The 13679-nt window shown below is 62.5% G+C and carries 22 protein-coding genes; 21 read left to right on the top strand and 1 reads right to left on the bottom strand.

The window, feature by feature from the left end; translation table 11 throughout:
* Positions 1-10 precede the first annotated feature (10 nt).
* Both fusA and rpsJ read left to right on the top strand, forming a co-directional pair.
* A complete protein-coding gene (gene fusA, locus CZ375_RS06735) occupies positions 11-2107 on the top strand; it encodes an elongation factor G (RefSeq protein WP_077598472.1) in 2097 nt (698 codons plus the stop codon).
* A gap of 44 nt (positions 2108-2151) precedes the next feature.
* Positions 2152-2460 (top strand): 30S ribosomal protein S10, encoded by a 309-nt coding sequence (gene rpsJ / locus CZ375_RS06730; RefSeq protein WP_077598471.1) that lies wholly within the window; start codon positions 2152-2154, stop codon positions 2458-2460.
* 171 nt (positions 2461-2631) lie between these two features.
* Here rpsJ and CZ375_RS06725 read toward each other — a convergent pair whose 3' ends face one another.
* Positions 2632-3636 (bottom strand): DUF559 domain-containing protein, encoded by a 1005-nt coding sequence (locus CZ375_RS06725; RefSeq protein WP_077598470.1) that lies wholly within the window; start codon positions 3634-3636, stop codon positions 2632-2634.
* A 541-nt stretch (positions 3637-4177) separates the two neighbouring features.
* Between CZ375_RS06725 and rplC the strand changes: the two genes are divergently transcribed.
* From rplC to rpsE, 19 genes are all read left to right on the top strand, one after another.
* Positions 4178-4798: a 50S ribosomal protein L3 gene (rplC, locus tag CZ375_RS06720; RefSeq protein ID WP_077598469.1), complete on the top strand. Its 621-nt coding sequence runs from the start codon at positions 4178-4180 to the stop codon at positions 4796-4798.
* Between the two features lie 44 nt (positions 4799-4842).
* Positions 4843-5469, top strand: coding sequence for a 50S ribosomal protein L4 (gene rplD, locus CZ375_RS06715; protein WP_077598468.1), 627 nt, complete (start codon positions 4843-4845; stop codon positions 5467-5469).
* Complete coding sequence (rplW, locus tag CZ375_RS06710) at positions 5469-5774, top strand: 50S ribosomal protein L23 (RefSeq protein WP_077598467.1); 306 nt, start codon at positions 5469-5471, stop codon at positions 5772-5774. Before rplD ends, rplW begins: the two co-directional genes overlap by 1 nt.
* Before the next feature lie 136 nt (positions 5775-5910).
* Complete coding sequence (rplB, locus tag CZ375_RS06705) at positions 5911-6747, top strand: 50S ribosomal protein L2 (RefSeq protein ID WP_077598466.1); 837 nt, start codon at positions 5911-5913, stop codon at positions 6745-6747.
* A gap of 30 nt (positions 6748-6777) precedes the next feature.
* Positions 6778-7038: a 30S ribosomal protein S19 gene (gene rpsS, locus CZ375_RS06700; protein WP_077598465.1), complete on the top strand. Its 261-nt coding sequence runs from the start codon at positions 6778-6780 to the stop codon at positions 7036-7038.
* Between the two features lie 15 nt (positions 7039-7053).
* A complete protein-coding gene (rplV, locus tag CZ375_RS06695) occupies positions 7054-7413 on the top strand; it encodes a 50S ribosomal protein L22 (RefSeq protein WP_077598464.1) in 360 nt (119 codons plus the stop codon).
* A gap of 7 nt (positions 7414-7420) precedes the next feature.
* A complete protein-coding gene (rpsC, locus tag CZ375_RS06690; protein ID WP_077598463.1) occupies positions 7421-8134 on the top strand; it encodes a 30S ribosomal protein S3 in 714 nt (237 codons plus the stop codon).
* Complete coding sequence (gene rplP / locus CZ375_RS06685; protein ID WP_077598462.1) at positions 8134-8562, top strand: 50S ribosomal protein L16; 429 nt, start codon at positions 8134-8136, stop codon at positions 8560-8562. Before rpsC ends, rplP begins: the two co-directional genes overlap by 1 nt.
* Before the next feature lies 1 nt (position 8563).
* The gene (rpmC, locus tag CZ375_RS06680; RefSeq protein WP_077598461.1) at positions 8564-8779 is read left to right on the top strand and encodes a 50S ribosomal protein L29; all 216 of its coding nucleotides are present in this window, start codon (positions 8564-8566) and stop codon (positions 8777-8779) included.
* A gap of 19 nt (positions 8780-8798) precedes the next feature.
* Complete coding sequence (gene rpsQ, locus CZ375_RS06675) at positions 8799-9065, top strand: 30S ribosomal protein S17 (RefSeq protein ID WP_077598460.1); 267 nt, start codon at positions 8799-8801, stop codon at positions 9063-9065.
* Positions 9066-9147: 82 nt separating this feature from the next.
* On the top strand, positions 9148-9516 hold the full coding sequence (rplN, locus tag CZ375_RS06670) for a 50S ribosomal protein L14 (protein ID WP_009278420.1): 369 nt from the start codon (positions 9148-9150) through the stop codon (positions 9514-9516).
* A gap of 13 nt (positions 9517-9529) precedes the next feature.
* Positions 9530-9847, top strand: a complete 318-nt coding sequence (gene rplX, locus CZ375_RS06665; RefSeq protein ID WP_077598459.1) for a 50S ribosomal protein L24 — start codon at positions 9530-9532, stop codon at positions 9845-9847.
* A gap of 41 nt (positions 9848-9888) precedes the next feature.
* Positions 9889-10626, top strand: coding sequence for a hypothetical protein (locus tag CZ375_RS08350; protein ID WP_200799716.1), 738 nt, complete (start codon positions 9889-9891; stop codon positions 10624-10626).
* A gap of 236 nt (positions 10627-10862) precedes the next feature.
* The gene (rplE, locus tag CZ375_RS06655; RefSeq protein ID WP_077598458.1) at positions 10863-11420 is read left to right on the top strand and encodes a 50S ribosomal protein L5; all 558 of its coding nucleotides are present in this window, start codon (positions 10863-10865) and stop codon (positions 11418-11420) included.
* Positions 11421-11478: 58 nt separating this feature from the next.
* On the top strand, positions 11479-11664 hold the full coding sequence (locus tag CZ375_RS06650; protein WP_009278448.1) for a type Z 30S ribosomal protein S14: 186 nt from the start codon (positions 11479-11481) through the stop codon (positions 11662-11664).
* Positions 11665-11751: 87 nt separating this feature from the next.
* Positions 11752-12150 (top strand): 30S ribosomal protein S8, encoded by a 399-nt coding sequence (rpsH, locus tag CZ375_RS06645; RefSeq protein WP_077598457.1) that lies wholly within the window; start codon positions 11752-11754, stop codon positions 12148-12150.
* A gap of 27 nt (positions 12151-12177) precedes the next feature.
* Complete coding sequence (rplF, locus tag CZ375_RS06640; RefSeq protein ID WP_077598456.1) at positions 12178-12714, top strand: 50S ribosomal protein L6; 537 nt, start codon at positions 12178-12180, stop codon at positions 12712-12714.
* Between the two features lie 63 nt (positions 12715-12777).
* Positions 12778-13146, top strand: coding sequence for a 50S ribosomal protein L18 (rplR, locus tag CZ375_RS06635; RefSeq protein ID WP_077598455.1), 369 nt, complete (start codon positions 12778-12780; stop codon positions 13144-13146).
* Positions 13147-13157: 11 nt separating this feature from the next.
* On the top strand, positions 13158-13679 hold the full coding sequence (gene rpsE / locus CZ375_RS06630) for a 30S ribosomal protein S5 (RefSeq protein ID WP_077598454.1): 522 nt from the start codon (positions 13158-13160) through the stop codon (positions 13677-13679).

Here is a 13679-nt window from a genome sequence, read left to right as displayed (position 1 = left end):
GGAGTAGCGAATGGCAAAGGTTAAGTACAAGCTCGAGGACCTCCGCAACATCGGCATCATGGCCCACATCGATGCCGGCAAGACCACCACCACGGAGCGCATCCTCTACTACACCGGCAAGACCCACAAGATCGGTGAGGTCCACGATGGCGCGGCCACCATGGACTGGATGGTTCAGGAGCAGGAGCGCGGCGTCACCATCACCTCCGCAGCCACCACCTGCTTCTGGAAGGACCACGTCATCCAGATCATCGACACCCCCGGCCACGTTGACTTTACCGCCGAGGTCGAGCGCTGCCTCCGCGTCCTCGACGGCGCGGTTGCCGTCTTCGACTCCGTCGCAGGCGTTCAGCCCCAGTCCGAGACCGTCTGGCGCCAGGCCACCAACTACGGCGTTCCCCGCATCGCCTTCATCAACAAGTACGACCGCGTTGGCGCGGACTTCTTCCACGCCATCGAGACCATGAAGGACCGCCTGGGCGCCAATGCGATCGCGGCCCAGGTTCCCATGGGCGCCGAGTCCAACTTCTGGGGCCTCATCGACCTCGTCACCATGGAGGCGTGGGACTTCAAGGAGGACGCCAAGGGCATGATCTATCCTGAGGTCATGGATGGCATTCCCGAGGAGTTCAGCGAGATTGCCGCTGAGAAGCGCGAGGAGCTGCTCGACGCCGTCTCCAACTTCGACGACGAGCTCATGGAGAAGATCCTCATGGAGGAGGACTTCACCGTTGACGAGCTCAAGCGCGCCATCCGCAAGGGCGTCCTCGCCGGCGAGCTCAACCCCGTCTTCGTGGGCTCCGCCTACAAGAACAAGGGCATCCAGGAGCTCCTCGATGCGGTCATCGACTACCTCCCCAGCCCTCTTGACGTGACCGAGATCAACGGCACCGACCTCAAGGGCAACGACGATGTCCGCCATGCCGACGCCAAGGAGCCCTTCAGCGCCCTTGCCTTCAAGATCATGACCGACCCCTTCGTCGGCAAGCTCACCTACATCCGCGTGTACTCCGGTCAGGCTGAGTCCGGCAGCTATGTCTACAACTCCGTCAAGGACGGTCGCGAGCGTCTGGGCCGCATCCTCGAGATGAACGCCAACGACCGCGTCGACCGCGAGGAGTGCTCCGCCGGCGACATCGTCGCCTGCGTCGGCCTCAAGAACACCTCCACGGGCGACACGCTCTGCGATGAGAAGAACCCCATCGTTCTCGAGTCCATCGACTTCGCCGAGCCCGTCATCGACGTTGCCGTCGAGCCCAAGTCCAAGGCCGAGCAGGACAAGATGTCCGTAGGCCTGGCCAAGCTCGCCGAGGAGGACCCGACCTTCCGCGTGCACACCGACCACGAGACCGGCCAGACCATCATCGCCGGCATGGGCGAGCTGCACCTCGAGATCATCGTTGACCGCCTGCGTCGCGAGTTCCACGTTGACTGCAACGTGGGCAAGCCTCAGGTTGCCTACCGCGAGACCGCGGGCAAGGCAGTGAGCCACGTCCAGGGCAAGTTCGTCCGTCAGTCTGGCGGTCGCGGCCAGTACGGCGATGCCGTCATCGACCTCGAGCCCATGGAGCCCGGCTTCGGCTACGAGTTCGTCGACGCCACCGTCGGCGGCTCCATCCCCAAGGAGTACATCCCCTCTGTCGACAAGGGTATCCAGGAGGCCCTGGAGACCGGTGTCATCGCTGGTTATCCGGTTCAGGATATCAAGGTCACGCTCGTCGATGGCTCCTACCACGAGGTCGACTCCTCCGAGGCTGCATTCAAGATCGCTGGCTCCATGGCCATCAAGAAGGCCCTTCAGGAGTCCGGTCCCGTCCTCCTCGAGCCCATCGAGTCCGTTGTCGTCGAGACCCCCGAGCAGTACATGGGTGACGTCATGGGCAACCTCTCCGGCCGCCGTGGCAAGATCGAGGGCATGGAGGACCGTGCCAACACCAAGCTCATCCGCGCCAAGGTGCCCCTGGGCGAGATGTTCGGTTACGCCACCGACCTCCGTTCTCAGACTCAGGGTCGTGCAAGCTACACCATGCAGTTCGACTCCTATGAGGCCGTTCCCAAGAACATCCGTGACGAGATCGTCTCCAAGAACGGCGGAAGCGCTTCTTAAGTAATTGACAACGAGCATCACGCTCATTGATGGAGGTAAGTACCGTGCCAAGCCAGAAGATCAGGATCCGCCTCAAGGGCTACGATCACGAGGTCGTTGACCAGTCCTCGAAGCTCATTGTCGACACCGCGCAGAAGACCGGCGCCCGCGTTTCCGGCCCCATCCCCCTGCCCACCGAGCGCAACCTCTACACGGTCATCCGCTCGCCGCACAAGGACAAGGACTCTCGTGAGGAGTTCGAGATGCGCACTCACAAGCGCCTCATCGACATCCTCGACCCCAGCTCCTCCACGGTCGACTCGCTGATGCGTCTCGACCTCCCTGCTGGCGTTGACATCGAGATCAAGCTCTAGGCTTTTATCTCACGCTCTTCAGGGGACCCGGCCATAGCGCCGGGTCCCCTTTTCTGTCTCCGCCCTGATTGCCTGCTCCTGCAGGTCGCCCCGCCTTGGCTGCACGATAGTCGCGTGAAATTGCCAATTTCGCAGAAGGCGGCTGACTATCGTGCAAACGCTGCCCACCTGTCAAAGGCGCATTCTGCCAGGGCCCAACAGCCTCTCTCGCAGGGCCGAGTTCTTCCGGAGCCACTCTTGATCGTGCGAAGGGAGCCTCCTGCGCAAGCTCTTCGCCAGCTGCTCCATCAGGGCGTCGAATCTCCTGGCGCTGCGCATCTGCTCGTTGTCTACCTGCAGGATGGTGTAGCCCATGGAAGAGAGCATGTTGATGCGCCCGCGATCCTCCGAGAGGTGCTTGGCATGATGGGCTCCCTGGTATTCTAGGGCGACTCGGCGCCGCTCCCAGAGCAGGTCCATGCGCACGCACTTCCTGTCAGGCCTGTCCAGAATCGCACTGTCCTGCTGAGAAATGAGGCGTTCGGGGTTGAGGCTGCAGCCCGAGAGCCCATATCCGCCCAGCCGCGGCGGGAGACTCGTCAGAAGGTAGAGCTCAATTTCCCTTGGGGATGCCGCCCTTTCAACGCCATGGGTCATGGCGCGGGCGAGAGAGGGGCGTCCGCGGCGGAACTCGCAGAGACCAAGGAATCCCTCCATGGTTTTGCGGCTGCAGATTGCCTCCCTTGAGACGAGCTGGCCCGAGCTCATGTCTACGAAGTACTCCGAGAAGAGATGGCAGCACAAGCGTATTAGGTCAACCTCCCCCAGCTCATACGATAGCTGGAGGAGGGCAAACTCTGGCGAGCAGACGTATGCGCCCGATCCAATATGGAACAGCGACCCTTCGGGGAGCCTGTCGTACCAGCGTGCGGAGCGGATGCCGGCAGGGGCTCTGCCGCCGAGGCTGGGCTTGACTATGCACCGCAGCTCAGGGGGAGAAGAGGCGTTTTGTCCCAGGACCGCCCGCGGGCACTTCTCCACGCCCACGCCGGCAAGGTCCAGGCTCGACAGACGCCTCAGGGAGAGGGTCGTGTCATCTAGGCTGGGGTTGAGCACTCGCTTGGAACGACGAAGCCGTTCCGGACCTATCCGATACCAGTACCACAGGGCGTCTTCGTGGCTGCAGACGAACCTCATCGAATCCCCGTCTCGTCGAAGCGTTTGTCACTCCATTCATAGGCTCAAGGAGACGATGCGCTGCCGAGAAAGAAATGCATTTTTTGCTCAAGCTTGCAGCAAACGAGCAGGACTTTAACGGATTTTCAGGCGTTGCTCGCGCGTCCCGGAGCGAGCGCTCTGAGATAGGGACCACGCTTGTCCCCAGGGGGGCATGCCGCCTGCACGATAGTCGAATGAGCTCCTCGAAATCTCAAAATTGGGACGACTATCGTGCGCTCATGAGCAAAACAGGAAGACTATCGTGCAAAGCAGAAGCGAGCGCGCCGTGTTGTCGCAACAGAGGAAACGCCCGGCACAGTGGAAAAACAAAGCGCAGCTAGAGTACATCGAAAATTCTGCGAAAAGATTGTGAATGCGTCCTTGAAGTTGTAATGTAGACAAGCTGCATTAATGAGGGGAGAGCTATGCCTTCAGGCAGCAACAGTCGGATGTGGTCCGCTGGGGAGGGGCGATGGGTCGCCCGTCTAGGTCCCATGACCACCGAGGGTAAGGAAAGAGCATGGTCAGCACGATTCTTGGCCGCAAGATCGGGATGACGCAGGTGTGGGACGAGAACGACAACGTCGTCCCCGTCACCGTCGTCCAGGCCGGCCCCTGCACCGTCTCGCAGGTGAAGACGAAGTCGTCCGACGGCTATGACGCCGTCCAGATCGGCTTCGGAGACGTCAAGGCCAACCGCATCAACAAGCCGCTCAAGGGCCACTTCGACGCTCATGGCGTCGAGCCCATGCGCTACCTTCGCGAGGTGCGCGTCGAGAACGGCGAGGAGCACAGCTGTGGCGACCAGGTCACCGTTGCCGACTTCGCCGAGGTCAAGTCCGTTGATGTGACCGGCACCTCCAAGGGTAAGGGCTTCCAGGGCACCGTCAAGCGCTGGAACTTCTCCCGCGGTCCCATGACCCACGGCTCCCGCAACCAGCGCCGCCCGGGCTCCATCGGCCAGTGCGCCTATCCGGCGCGCGTCCGCAAGGGCCTGCACATGGCTGGCCACATGGGCGCCGAGCGCGTTACCGTCAAGAACCTCAAGCTTGTCCGCGTCGACACCGAGCAGAACCTCATGCTCATCAAGGGCGCGGTCCCCGGCGGCAAGAACGCTCTCGTCTCGATCCGCATGGCCTAAGGGCCCGCACGTAGAGAAACCCTAAGGCTACCAAGGAGGACACGATGTCCAAGATCGAAGTTAAGAACGTTGAGGGGAAGGCGACCGAGACGGTCGAGCTTTCCGACAGCGTCTTCGGCATTGAGCCGAACATCCCCGTGGTGCACCAGGTCGTCGTCGCATACGAGGCGTCCCTGCGCCAGGGCACCCATTCCACCAAGAACCGCTCTGCCGTCTCCGGCGGTGGCGTGAAGCCCTTCCGTCAGAAGGGCACCGGCCGCGCTCGCCAGGGCACCATTCGTGCGCCTCACTGGACTGGTGGCGGCGTTGTCTTCGGGCCCACCCCCCGCTCCCACGCCAAGCGTGCCAACAACAAGGAGAAGAAGCTCGCCATGAGGTCCGTCCTCTCCGGCAAGCTCGCTGACGCCGAGCTCATCCTGCTCGACCAGCTCACCTTCGAGGCTCCCTCCACCAAGCAGGCCCAGGCCGTCCTGAGCGCCCTGGGTATCCAGGACAAGCGCGTGACCCTCGTCGTCTCCGATGATGACGTCGTCACCTACCTCTCCTTCAGGAACCTCCCCAAGGTCAGCATCATCGCTGTCTCCGAGGCCAACACCCGCAACCTGATCGACAATGGCGTCCTCGTCATGCCGCTCGCCATCGCCAAGCAGCTCGAGGAGGTGCTCGCATAATGAACTCCGCTTACGAGGTCATCATCCGCCCGGTCGTCTCCGAGCGTTCCTTTGATCAGATGGCGCAGAACAAGTACACCTTCGAGGTTGCCCGTCAGGCCGCCAAGGAGGAGATCGCCGCTGCCGTCGAGAAGCTCTTCAACGTTCACGTGCTCAAGGTCAACACCCTTTGGGTCAAGCCCAAGAACAAGCGCGTGCGTTACGTCACCGGCAAGACCCGCACTTGGAAGAAGGCCATTGTCACCATCGCCGATGGTGAGCAGATCGAGGTTTTCTCCAACCAGCAGGTCGCTGTCGAGGAGTAGGCAACTCGCCCGTGCCTCCCAAGGGGGGTGCGGGCATGCATGCCGCGCGTGATGGATACGCGCGGTACCGTGGTAATCCGGTGTCGTCACGTCAATCCCTGCACGTGACGGCCAACGGAAGAAAGGGAAAGAAGTAATGGCAGTTAAGCACCTCAAGCCGACGAGCGCAGGCCGTCGTTGGCAGACGGTCTCCGACTTCAAGGAGATCACCGCCAGCAAGCCCGAGAAGTCCCTTCTCGAGCCCCTGCCCAAGAAGGCCGGCCGCAACAACAACGGCCGCATCACCACCCGCCACCAGGGTGGCGGCAACAAGCGTCAGTACCGCAGGATCGACTTCAAGCGTAACAAGGACAACGTGCCCGCCAAGGTCGCAACGGTCGAGTATGACCCCAACCGCTCCGCGCGCATCGCCCTGCTGCACTACCTGGATGGCGCCAAGGCCTACATTCTCTGCCCCGAGGGCCTGAAGGTCGGCGACATGGTCATCTCCGGCACCAAGGACATCGACATCAAGCCTGGCAACGCCATGCCCCTGTCCGAGATTCCCGTTGGTACCCTGATTCATGCCGTGGAGTTCCAGCCTGGCAAGGGCGCCGCAATGGCCCGTGCCGCCGGCACCTCCATCCAGCTCATGGGCAAGGACAACGGCTATGCGGTCCTGCGCATGCCCTCCTCCGAGCTCCGTCGCGTTCTCCTCACCTGCCGTGCCACCATCGGCGAGGTTGGCAACGCCGAGCACGGCAACATCGTGATCGGCAAGGCCGGACGCCAGCGTTGGCGTGGCGTTCGTCCCACCGTCCGCGGCACGGTCATGAACCCCGTCGACCACCCGCACGGCGGCGGCGAGGGCAAGAACCACACCTCCGGCCGTCCCTCCGTCACCCCCTGGGGCAAGCCCACGAAGGGCTACAAGACGCGCGACCCGAAGAAGGCCAGCAACCACCTGATCATCCGTCGTCGCAAGTCCAAGTAGCCGGAACACGAGTAATAGGAGATCCTAAGAATGAGCAGAAGTCTCAAGAAGGGCCCGTTTGTGGAGACTCGCCTCCTCGCGCGTGTTGCCGCAATGAACGAGGCTGGCAAGAAGGAGGTCATCAAGACCTGGTCGCGCTCCTCCACCATCTTCCCCGAGATGGTCGGACACACGATCGCCGTCCACGACGGCCGCAAGCACGTCCCCGTGTACGTCACCGAGTCCATGGTCGGGCACAAGCTGGGCGAGTTCTCCCAGACTCGTACCTTCCGCGGTCACAAGGCAAAGTAAGGGGGTACGTGAATAATGGCTGTCAACGCAAACAACGAGGTTTCCGCCACCGCCAAGTACGTGCGCATGGCTCCTCGCAAGGTCCGCATGGTCGTGGACCAGATTCGCAACAAGCGCGTCGAGAAGGCTCTCGAGCTGCTTCAGTTCTCCACCCGCGCGGCCTCCGAGCCCGTGGCAAAGGTCCTGCGCTCCGCCGTGGCCAATGCCGAGAACAACAACGGCCTTCGCGCCAACAACCTTGTGGTCAAGTATGCCTACGTCGACGAGGGTCCCACGCTGAAGCGCATCCGTCCTCGCGCCAAGGGCTCTGCCTCGCGCATCAACAAGCGCACGAGCCACATCACCATCGTCGTCGCACCTGGAAAGGAGGCGTAGGGAGAACATGGGTCAGAAAGTTCAGCCTACCGGCTTCCGTCTCGGCATCACCGAGGACTGGCGTTCCCGTTGGTACGCCGATAAGAAGGACTATGCCAAGAACCTCGGCAACGACCTCGAGATTCGCAAGTTCCTCGAGAAGCGCCTCGCTTCCGCCGCTCTCTCCCGCGTGGAGATCGAGCGTGCCGGCGACAAGGTGAAGGTTGCCATCTACAGCGCCCGTCCCGGCATCGTCATCGGCAAGAAGGGCGCCGAGATCGATGCCCTGCGTGCCGACCTCGAGAAGATCGCGGGCGTCGACAAGGGCCAGATCAGTGTCGACGTCATCGAGATAAAGCGTCCCGAGCTCGACGCCGCGCTGGTTGCCCAGTCCATCGCCGAGCAGCTCGAGGGGCGCATCGCCTTCCGCCGTGCCATGCGCAAGGCCGTCCAGTCCGCTCGCAAGGCCGGCGCACAGGGCATCCGCATCCAGTGCTCCGGTCGTCTCAACGGCGCCGAGATGGGCCGTCGCGAGTGGTATCGCGAGGGTCGCGTGCCCCTGCACACCCTGCGCGCCAAGATCGGCTTCGGCCAGGCAACCGCCCGCACCACCATGGGTGCCTGCGGCATCAAGGTTTGGATTTACCTCGGCGAGCAGCTTCCCGGCCAGCCCGCGCTGCACCCCGAGCTCGAGGGCTCGAGCCGTCCCCGCCGTGGTCGTAACGAGAGGAGGGGCCGCTAATGCTCGCACCTAAGCGCGTCCTTCACCGCAAGGTCCAGCGTGGTTCCATGAAGGGTCACGCCAAGGGCAACACCCAGCTTCACCTTGGCTCCTGGGGCATCCAGGCCCTCGAGGCGCACTGGATCACCAACCGCCAGATCGAGGCCGCCCGTATTGCCATGACCCGCCAGATGAAGCGTGGCGGCAAGGTCTGGATCACTATCTTCCCGGACAAGCCCATCACCAAGAAGCCCGCCGAGACCCGCATGGGTTCCGGCAAGGGCAACCCCGAGGAGTGGGTGGCCGTCGTCAAGCCTGGTCGCGTCATGTTCGAGATCGATGGCGTCGACGAGGCGGTTGCCAAGGAGGCCCTGCGCCTCGCCCAGCACAAGCTTCCCATCAAGACCAAGATCATCACCCGCGCCGAGCAGGACGGGGAGGCCAAGTAACATGAAGTATCAGGACATCCGTGAGCTTTCCGACGAGGAGCTCGCCCAGAAGCTCGAGGACGGCCGTGCGGAGCTCTTCAACCTCCGCTTCCAGATGGCCACCAGCCAGCTGGACAACACCGCCCGCGTCACGCTCGTGAAGCGTGACATCGCTCGCGTCCAGACCGAGATGCGCGCACGTCAGATCGCAGCGGAGAAGACCGCTGCGCAGAAGTAGATCGCAGGAGAATTCAGAAATGGCAGAAACCGAAAGCAGGAACGCACGCAAGGTCCGCACCGGTGAGGTCATCTCGATCTCCGGCGACAAGACCATCATCGTGCAGATCACCTACCGCAAGCACCACCCCAAGTACGGCAAGATGATGACCATCAACAAGAAGCTCCACTGCCACGACGAGAAGAACGAGTGCGGCCTTGGCGACACCGTTCGCGTCATGGAGACCCGCCCGCTGTCCAAGACCAAGCGTTGGCGTGTCGAGGAGATCGTGGAGCGCGCCAAGTAACGATCTATTCAACCCGCGCCCATGCACGTGCGACGCTCGTGTGGTCGCACCTCTGCTGGGGTGAGTGTTCGGAGGAATTGCAATGATTCAGATGGAGACCATGCTCAACGTCGCTGACAACAGCGGCGCCAAGCGTGTGAAGTGCATCAAGGTTCTTGGTGGCTCCAAGCGTCGTTATGCCGGTCTTGCCGACGTCATCATGTGCGCCGTGCAGGAGGCTACGCCGGGCGGTTCCGTCAAGAAGGGTGACGTCGTGCGCTGCGTCGTCGTCCGCACCGTCAAGGAGACCCGTCGCAAGGACGGCAGCTACATCAAGTTCGACCAGAACGCCTGCGTCCTGGTCAACAAGGATGGCGAGCCCAAGGGCACCCGCATCTTCGGGCCCGTCGCTCGTGAGCTGCGCGACCACAAGTACATGAAGATCGTCTCGCTCGCACCCGAGACGCTGTAGGGAGTGAGTGCGCATGCCTAAGATGAAGATCAAGAAGGGTGACCAGGTAGAGGTCCTCTCTGGCAAGGACAAGGGCGCCCGCGGCGAGGTCATCAAGGCCATGCCCGCGGAGGGCAAGGTCGTTGTCCGCGGAGTTGCCATGGTCAAGAAGGCCCAGCGTGCCAACCAGCAGGGCCAGCAGGGTGGCATCATCCAGAAGGAGGCCGCAATCGACGTCTCGAACGTGGCCCTCATCGATCCCAAGACCGACAAGCCCACCCGCGTTGGCTACCGCTTCAACGAGGACGGCAAGAAGGTCCGCTACTCCAAGAAGTCCGGCGCCGAGCTCTAGTCGCCAGACTGCGCGCGTTACCCTTGGGCGCCCCGCGAAACGTGGGGCGCCCTTTTTCTGTCACCGAACCTCACGCAAAGGACGGGACCAAGGTCAAGGTCTGGAAGTACACCATCGACGTGGGCAGCGAGACGCGCGGGCAGTACCAGCCGGACTTCTCCATCAAGAGCATGGGGCTGTCCATGACCGTCGGCACGAACGAGCTTGCGGCGAAGGGCGTGTGCCACATCAACGACTTCGTCGGCCTCACCACCAAGGACTTCAAGGACATCGGGGCGGTCATCAAGGCAAAGAAGTGGGACCACAGCAATTGGAACACCAAGAAGTACACGGACCTCTTCGGTGACAAGGTCAACTCGGGCAAGACCATGGCCTCGCTCTCCGAGGGGCGCGGCGTGACCTTTGACCAGGCGTCCGAGATAGTAGCCGTCTCGACGTTCTCCGTGAGGGACGGCCAGACGGGTGCCGTCACCTACACGCTGGCCTACGTCGTCACTGATGACGGCCAAGGCAGGCTGCAGGCCACGCGTGCCATGAAAAGGACCGTCGCCGGCGCGACTGAGGACGTCGACCTGGGCGAGAGCGGCGATGCCGTGGGTGCTGTGTTCGCGAACGTCTACCCAGATCCATCCGACCCCACCACGCCCCAGCGCCCGTTCGCGAGGGAGAGGGGCAAGGCAGGGACTCTGCCCCGCACGGGTGACGACGGCACCTGGTCCGCCTGGGCATCGGTCGTGGCGACCCTCGGCCTGGCTCTGAGAAGGCAGGCCGCGAGATAGCGTCAGAGGGGCTCGTCTCGCCAGGGACGTGCCCCGATGTCTGTAGATTGCAAGTAATTGTGGATATTCCAGCCCTTGGCGCCCTTTCGGGTGTCAAGGGCGTACTATTTTACCTTGCGTCTCTAGATGGAGAGCTATGTCTCAGCTAGTCAGACGCACGGCTCCTGGAACCGCCAGCTCCAGGAGGCGCGAGGACAGGCCCCGCGCTTAAAACCCCATGAGTTAAGGAGAGTCACATGGCAGACAAGTACGTGCCTCGTCTCAAGGAGCACTACAGCTCCACTGTTCGCGACGAGCTCATGAAGAAGTTCGAGTACGGCAACGTCAACCAGATCCCCAAGATCGAGAAGATCGTGGTGAACATGGGCGTCGGCGAGGCCGCAACCGATTCCAAGGCAATCGAGGGCGCCGTGGCCGACCTTCGCACCATCACCGGTCAGCAGCCCATGGTCACCCACGCGCGCAAGTCCATCGCAACCTTCCACCTGCGCCAGGGCATGCCCATCGGCGCCAAGGTCACCCTTCGCGGGGACCGCATGTGGGAGTTCCTCGATCGCCTGATCGCCATCGCCATCCCCCGCATCCGCGACTTCCGCGGCATCTCCCCCAAGTCCTTCGATGGTCACGGCAACTTCTCCATGGGCATCACGGAGCAGCTGATCTTCCCCGAGATCGACTTCGACAAGGTCGATCACACCCGTGGCATGGACATCACCATCGTCACCACCGCCAACACCAACGAGGAGGGCAAGGCACTGCTCGACGCCTTCCACTTCCCGTTCAAGAAGAACTAACCAATCGCTTGTAAGTTGCCCCGGCAGGGTGCCGGGGCCTCTTCCTGAAGGAGGATTTGTGGCTAAGACATCGATGATCGTCAAGGCTAACCGCGAGCCGAAGTTCTCGACGCGCACCCAGAACCGTTGCCAGCGCTGTGGGCGTCCCCACTCCGTCTATCGCAAGTTCGGGCTGTGCCGCGTGTGCTTCCGCGAGCTGGCTAGCAAGGGCGAGCTTCCTGGCGTCCGCAAGGCAAGCTGGTAGGCCAGGGCTCTCGCGCAAAGGCATGAGGGCCATGGGCTCCCATGAACCAGGCGCGCAGTTTCATCACTAACGAAGGAGAAGGAATCAATGAAGGTTACTGATCCCATCGCAGACATGCTGACGCGCATCCGCAACGCTAACTCTGCAGGCAAGTCCGAGGTCTCCATGCCCTCGAGCAAGGTCCTGGTCGAGATTGCCCGCGTCATCTGCGAGGAGGGCTACATCGAGGGCTATGAGGTCGAGGACACCAAGCCTCAGAAGACCCTTCACATCACTCTCAAGTATGGTGCCAGGCGCGCTCGCATCATTCGCGGCATCAAGCGCATCTCCAAGTGCGGCCTGCGCATCTACGCTCCCGCAGCTGAGCTCCCTCGCGTCCTGGGCGGCCTCGGCACCGCGATCATCTCCACCTCCAAGGGCATGATGTGCGACCGCGACGCTCGCAAGCTGGGCGTTGGCGGCGAGGTCATCTGCTACGTCTGGTAAACCGCGACAGGAAGTAAGGAGGAGACAATGTCTCGTATTGGTAAGAAGCCTGTCACGGTTCCCGCTGGGGTAACTGTGACCATCGAGGGCACCCACGTCTCTGTCAAGGGCGGCAAGGGAGAGCTCGAGCGCACGTTCTCCGAGCTCGTCACCATCAAGCAGGAGGGCGAGGAGATCCTCGTCACCCGCAACGACGAGTCCAAGGAGTCGAACGCCCAGCAGGGCCTCGTTCGCACCCTCGTCAACAACATGGTCGTCGGCGTCTCCGAGGGCTTCGAGAAGAAGCTCGAGCTCACCGGCGTCGGCTACCGTGCCGCGCTCAAGGGCAAGGACCTGGACCTCTCCCTCGGCTTCTCTCACCCCTGCATCTACAGCTGCCCCGACGGCATCTCCTTTGAGGTTCCCGACAACACCCACATCGTTGTCAAGGGCATCTCCAAGGAGCAGGTCGGCCAGGTCGCGGCGGAGGTTCGCTCCAAGCGTCCGCCCGAGCCCTACAAGGGCAAGGGCATTCACTACGAGGGCGAGTACATCCGTAGGAAGCTCGGCAAGGCTGCCAAGTAAGCCTCGCTAGCCAATAGGAAAGACCATCACCCCGTCAGGTGATGGCGTGTTGAAGGAGAAGGAATGAACAAGAACCAGGCAAAGCGAGCGGGGCTCAAGCGCCGCCAGCGCCGCGTCCGCTCCAAGATCTTCGGTACCGCCGAGCGTCCCCGTCTGAGCGTTCACCGCACCAACGCGCACATCTACGCACAGGTCGTCAATGACGCCGACGGCAGGACCATCTGCTCCGCCTCAACGCTGAGCGCCGAGTTCCGCGCCACCGGCAAGCTGGGCTCCAACAAGGATGCCGCCGAGGTCGTCGGCAGGCTCGTTGCCGAGCGCGCGCTGGAGAAGGGCGTCACCGAGGTCAGGTTCGACCGCGGTGGTCACATCTATCACGGCCGCGTGAAGGCCCTGGCAGACGGTGCCCGCAACGCGGGCCTGAAGTTCTAGGAGGAATTTGAATGCCACGTGATCGTAAGCGCCAGAATGACTCCGATCTTCAGGAGCGCGTAGTCTACATCCACCGTGTTTCCAAGACCGTCAAGGGTGGTCGCCGCATGTCCCTCCTCGCCCTCGTTGTCGTGGGCGACGGCAAGGGCAACGTGGGCATCGGCATGGGCAAGTCCGCCGAGGTGCCCCTGGCCATCCAGAAGGGCGTCGATGACGCCAAGAAGAACATGTTCAAGGTCCCTGTGACCGAGGGCGGTTCCATTCCTCACACCATTGAGGGACACTACGGCGCAGGCCGCGTTCTCATCAAGCCCGCAGTCGAGGGTACCGGCGTCATCGCCGGTGGTCCCGTGCGTCCCCTCTTCGAGCTTGCCGGCATCACCAACGTGCTGTCCAAGTCCCTCGGCACGGACAACGCACTCAACATCATCAAGGCGGCCGCGGAGGGCCTCAAGGCCCTCTCCAGCCCCCAGGAGGCGGCGGACCGTCGCGGCCTGACCGTCTCCGAGATGTTCAACGGGAAGGAGGACTAA

The organism is Olsenella urininfantis, from assembly GCF_900155635.1.
Taxonomy (GTDB): domain Bacteria; phylum Actinomycetota; class Coriobacteriia; order Coriobacteriales; family Atopobiaceae; genus Olsenella_G; species Olsenella_G urininfantis.
Note: the sequence above shows the minus strand (reverse complement) of the source record. Positions and strands in the feature narration are given on the sequence as shown.

Bases quoted from the DNA above. Each gene is read 5' to 3' on its own strand.
- rpsH (WP_077598457.1), top strand. From the start codon at position 11,752: ATGAAGGTTACTGATCCCATCGCAGACATGCTGACGCGCATCCGCAAC.
- rplD (WP_077598468.1), top strand. From the start codon at position 4,843: ATGTCCAAGATCGAAGTTAAGAACGTTGAGGGGAAGGCGACCGAGACG.
- rplP (WP_077598462.1), top strand. From the start codon at position 8,134: ATGCTCGCACCTAAGCGCGTCCTTCACCGCAAGGTCCAGCGTGGTTCC.
- rplE (WP_077598458.1), top strand. From the start codon at position 10,863: ATGGCAGACAAGTACGTGCCTCGTCTCAAGGAGCACTACAGCTCCACT.
- rplN (WP_009278420.1), top strand. From the start codon at position 9,148: ATGATTCAGATGGAGACCATGCTCAACGTCGCTGACAACAGCGGCGCC.
- rpsS (WP_077598465.1), top strand. From the start codon at position 6,778: ATGAGCAGAAGTCTCAAGAAGGGCCCGTTTGTGGAGACTCGCCTCCTC.
- rpsC (WP_077598463.1), top strand. From the start codon at position 7,421: ATGGGTCAGAAAGTTCAGCCTACCGGCTTCCGTCTCGGCATCACCGAG.
- rpmC (WP_077598461.1), top strand. From the start codon at position 8,564: ATGAAGTATCAGGACATCCGTGAGCTTTCCGACGAGGAGCTCGCCCAG.
- rplV (WP_077598464.1), top strand. From the start codon at position 7,054: ATGGCTGTCAACGCAAACAACGAGGTTTCCGCCACCGCCAAGTACGTG.
- rplX (WP_077598459.1), top strand. From the start codon at position 9,530: ATGCCTAAGATGAAGATCAAGAAGGGTGACCAGGTAGAGGTCCTCTCT.
- rplC (WP_077598469.1), top strand. From the start codon at position 4,178: ATGGTCAGCACGATTCTTGGCCGCAAGATCGGGATGACGCAGGTGTGG.
- rpsE (WP_077598454.1), top strand. From the start codon at position 13,158: ATGCCACGTGATCGTAAGCGCCAGAATGACTCCGATCTTCAGGAGCGC.
- rplB (WP_077598466.1), top strand. From the start codon at position 5,911: ATGGCAGTTAAGCACCTCAAGCCGACGAGCGCAGGCCGTCGTTGGCAG.
- rplR (WP_077598455.1), top strand. From the start codon at position 12,778: ATGAACAAGAACCAGGCAAAGCGAGCGGGGCTCAAGCGCCGCCAGCGC.
- CZ375_RS06725 (WP_077598470.1), bottom strand. From the start codon at position 3,636: ATGAGGTTCGTCTGCAGCCACGAAGACGCCCTGTGGTACTGGTATCGG.
- rpsQ (WP_077598460.1), top strand. From the start codon at position 8,799: ATGGCAGAAACCGAAAGCAGGAACGCACGCAAGGTCCGCACCGGTGAG.
- fusA (WP_077598472.1), top strand. From the start codon at position 11: ATGGCAAAGGTTAAGTACAAGCTCGAGGACCTCCGCAACATCGGCATC.
- rplF (WP_077598456.1), top strand. From the start codon at position 12,178: ATGTCTCGTATTGGTAAGAAGCCTGTCACGGTTCCCGCTGGGGTAACT.
- rplW (WP_077598467.1), top strand. From the start codon at position 5,469: ATGAACTCCGCTTACGAGGTCATCATCCGCCCGGTCGTCTCCGAGCGT.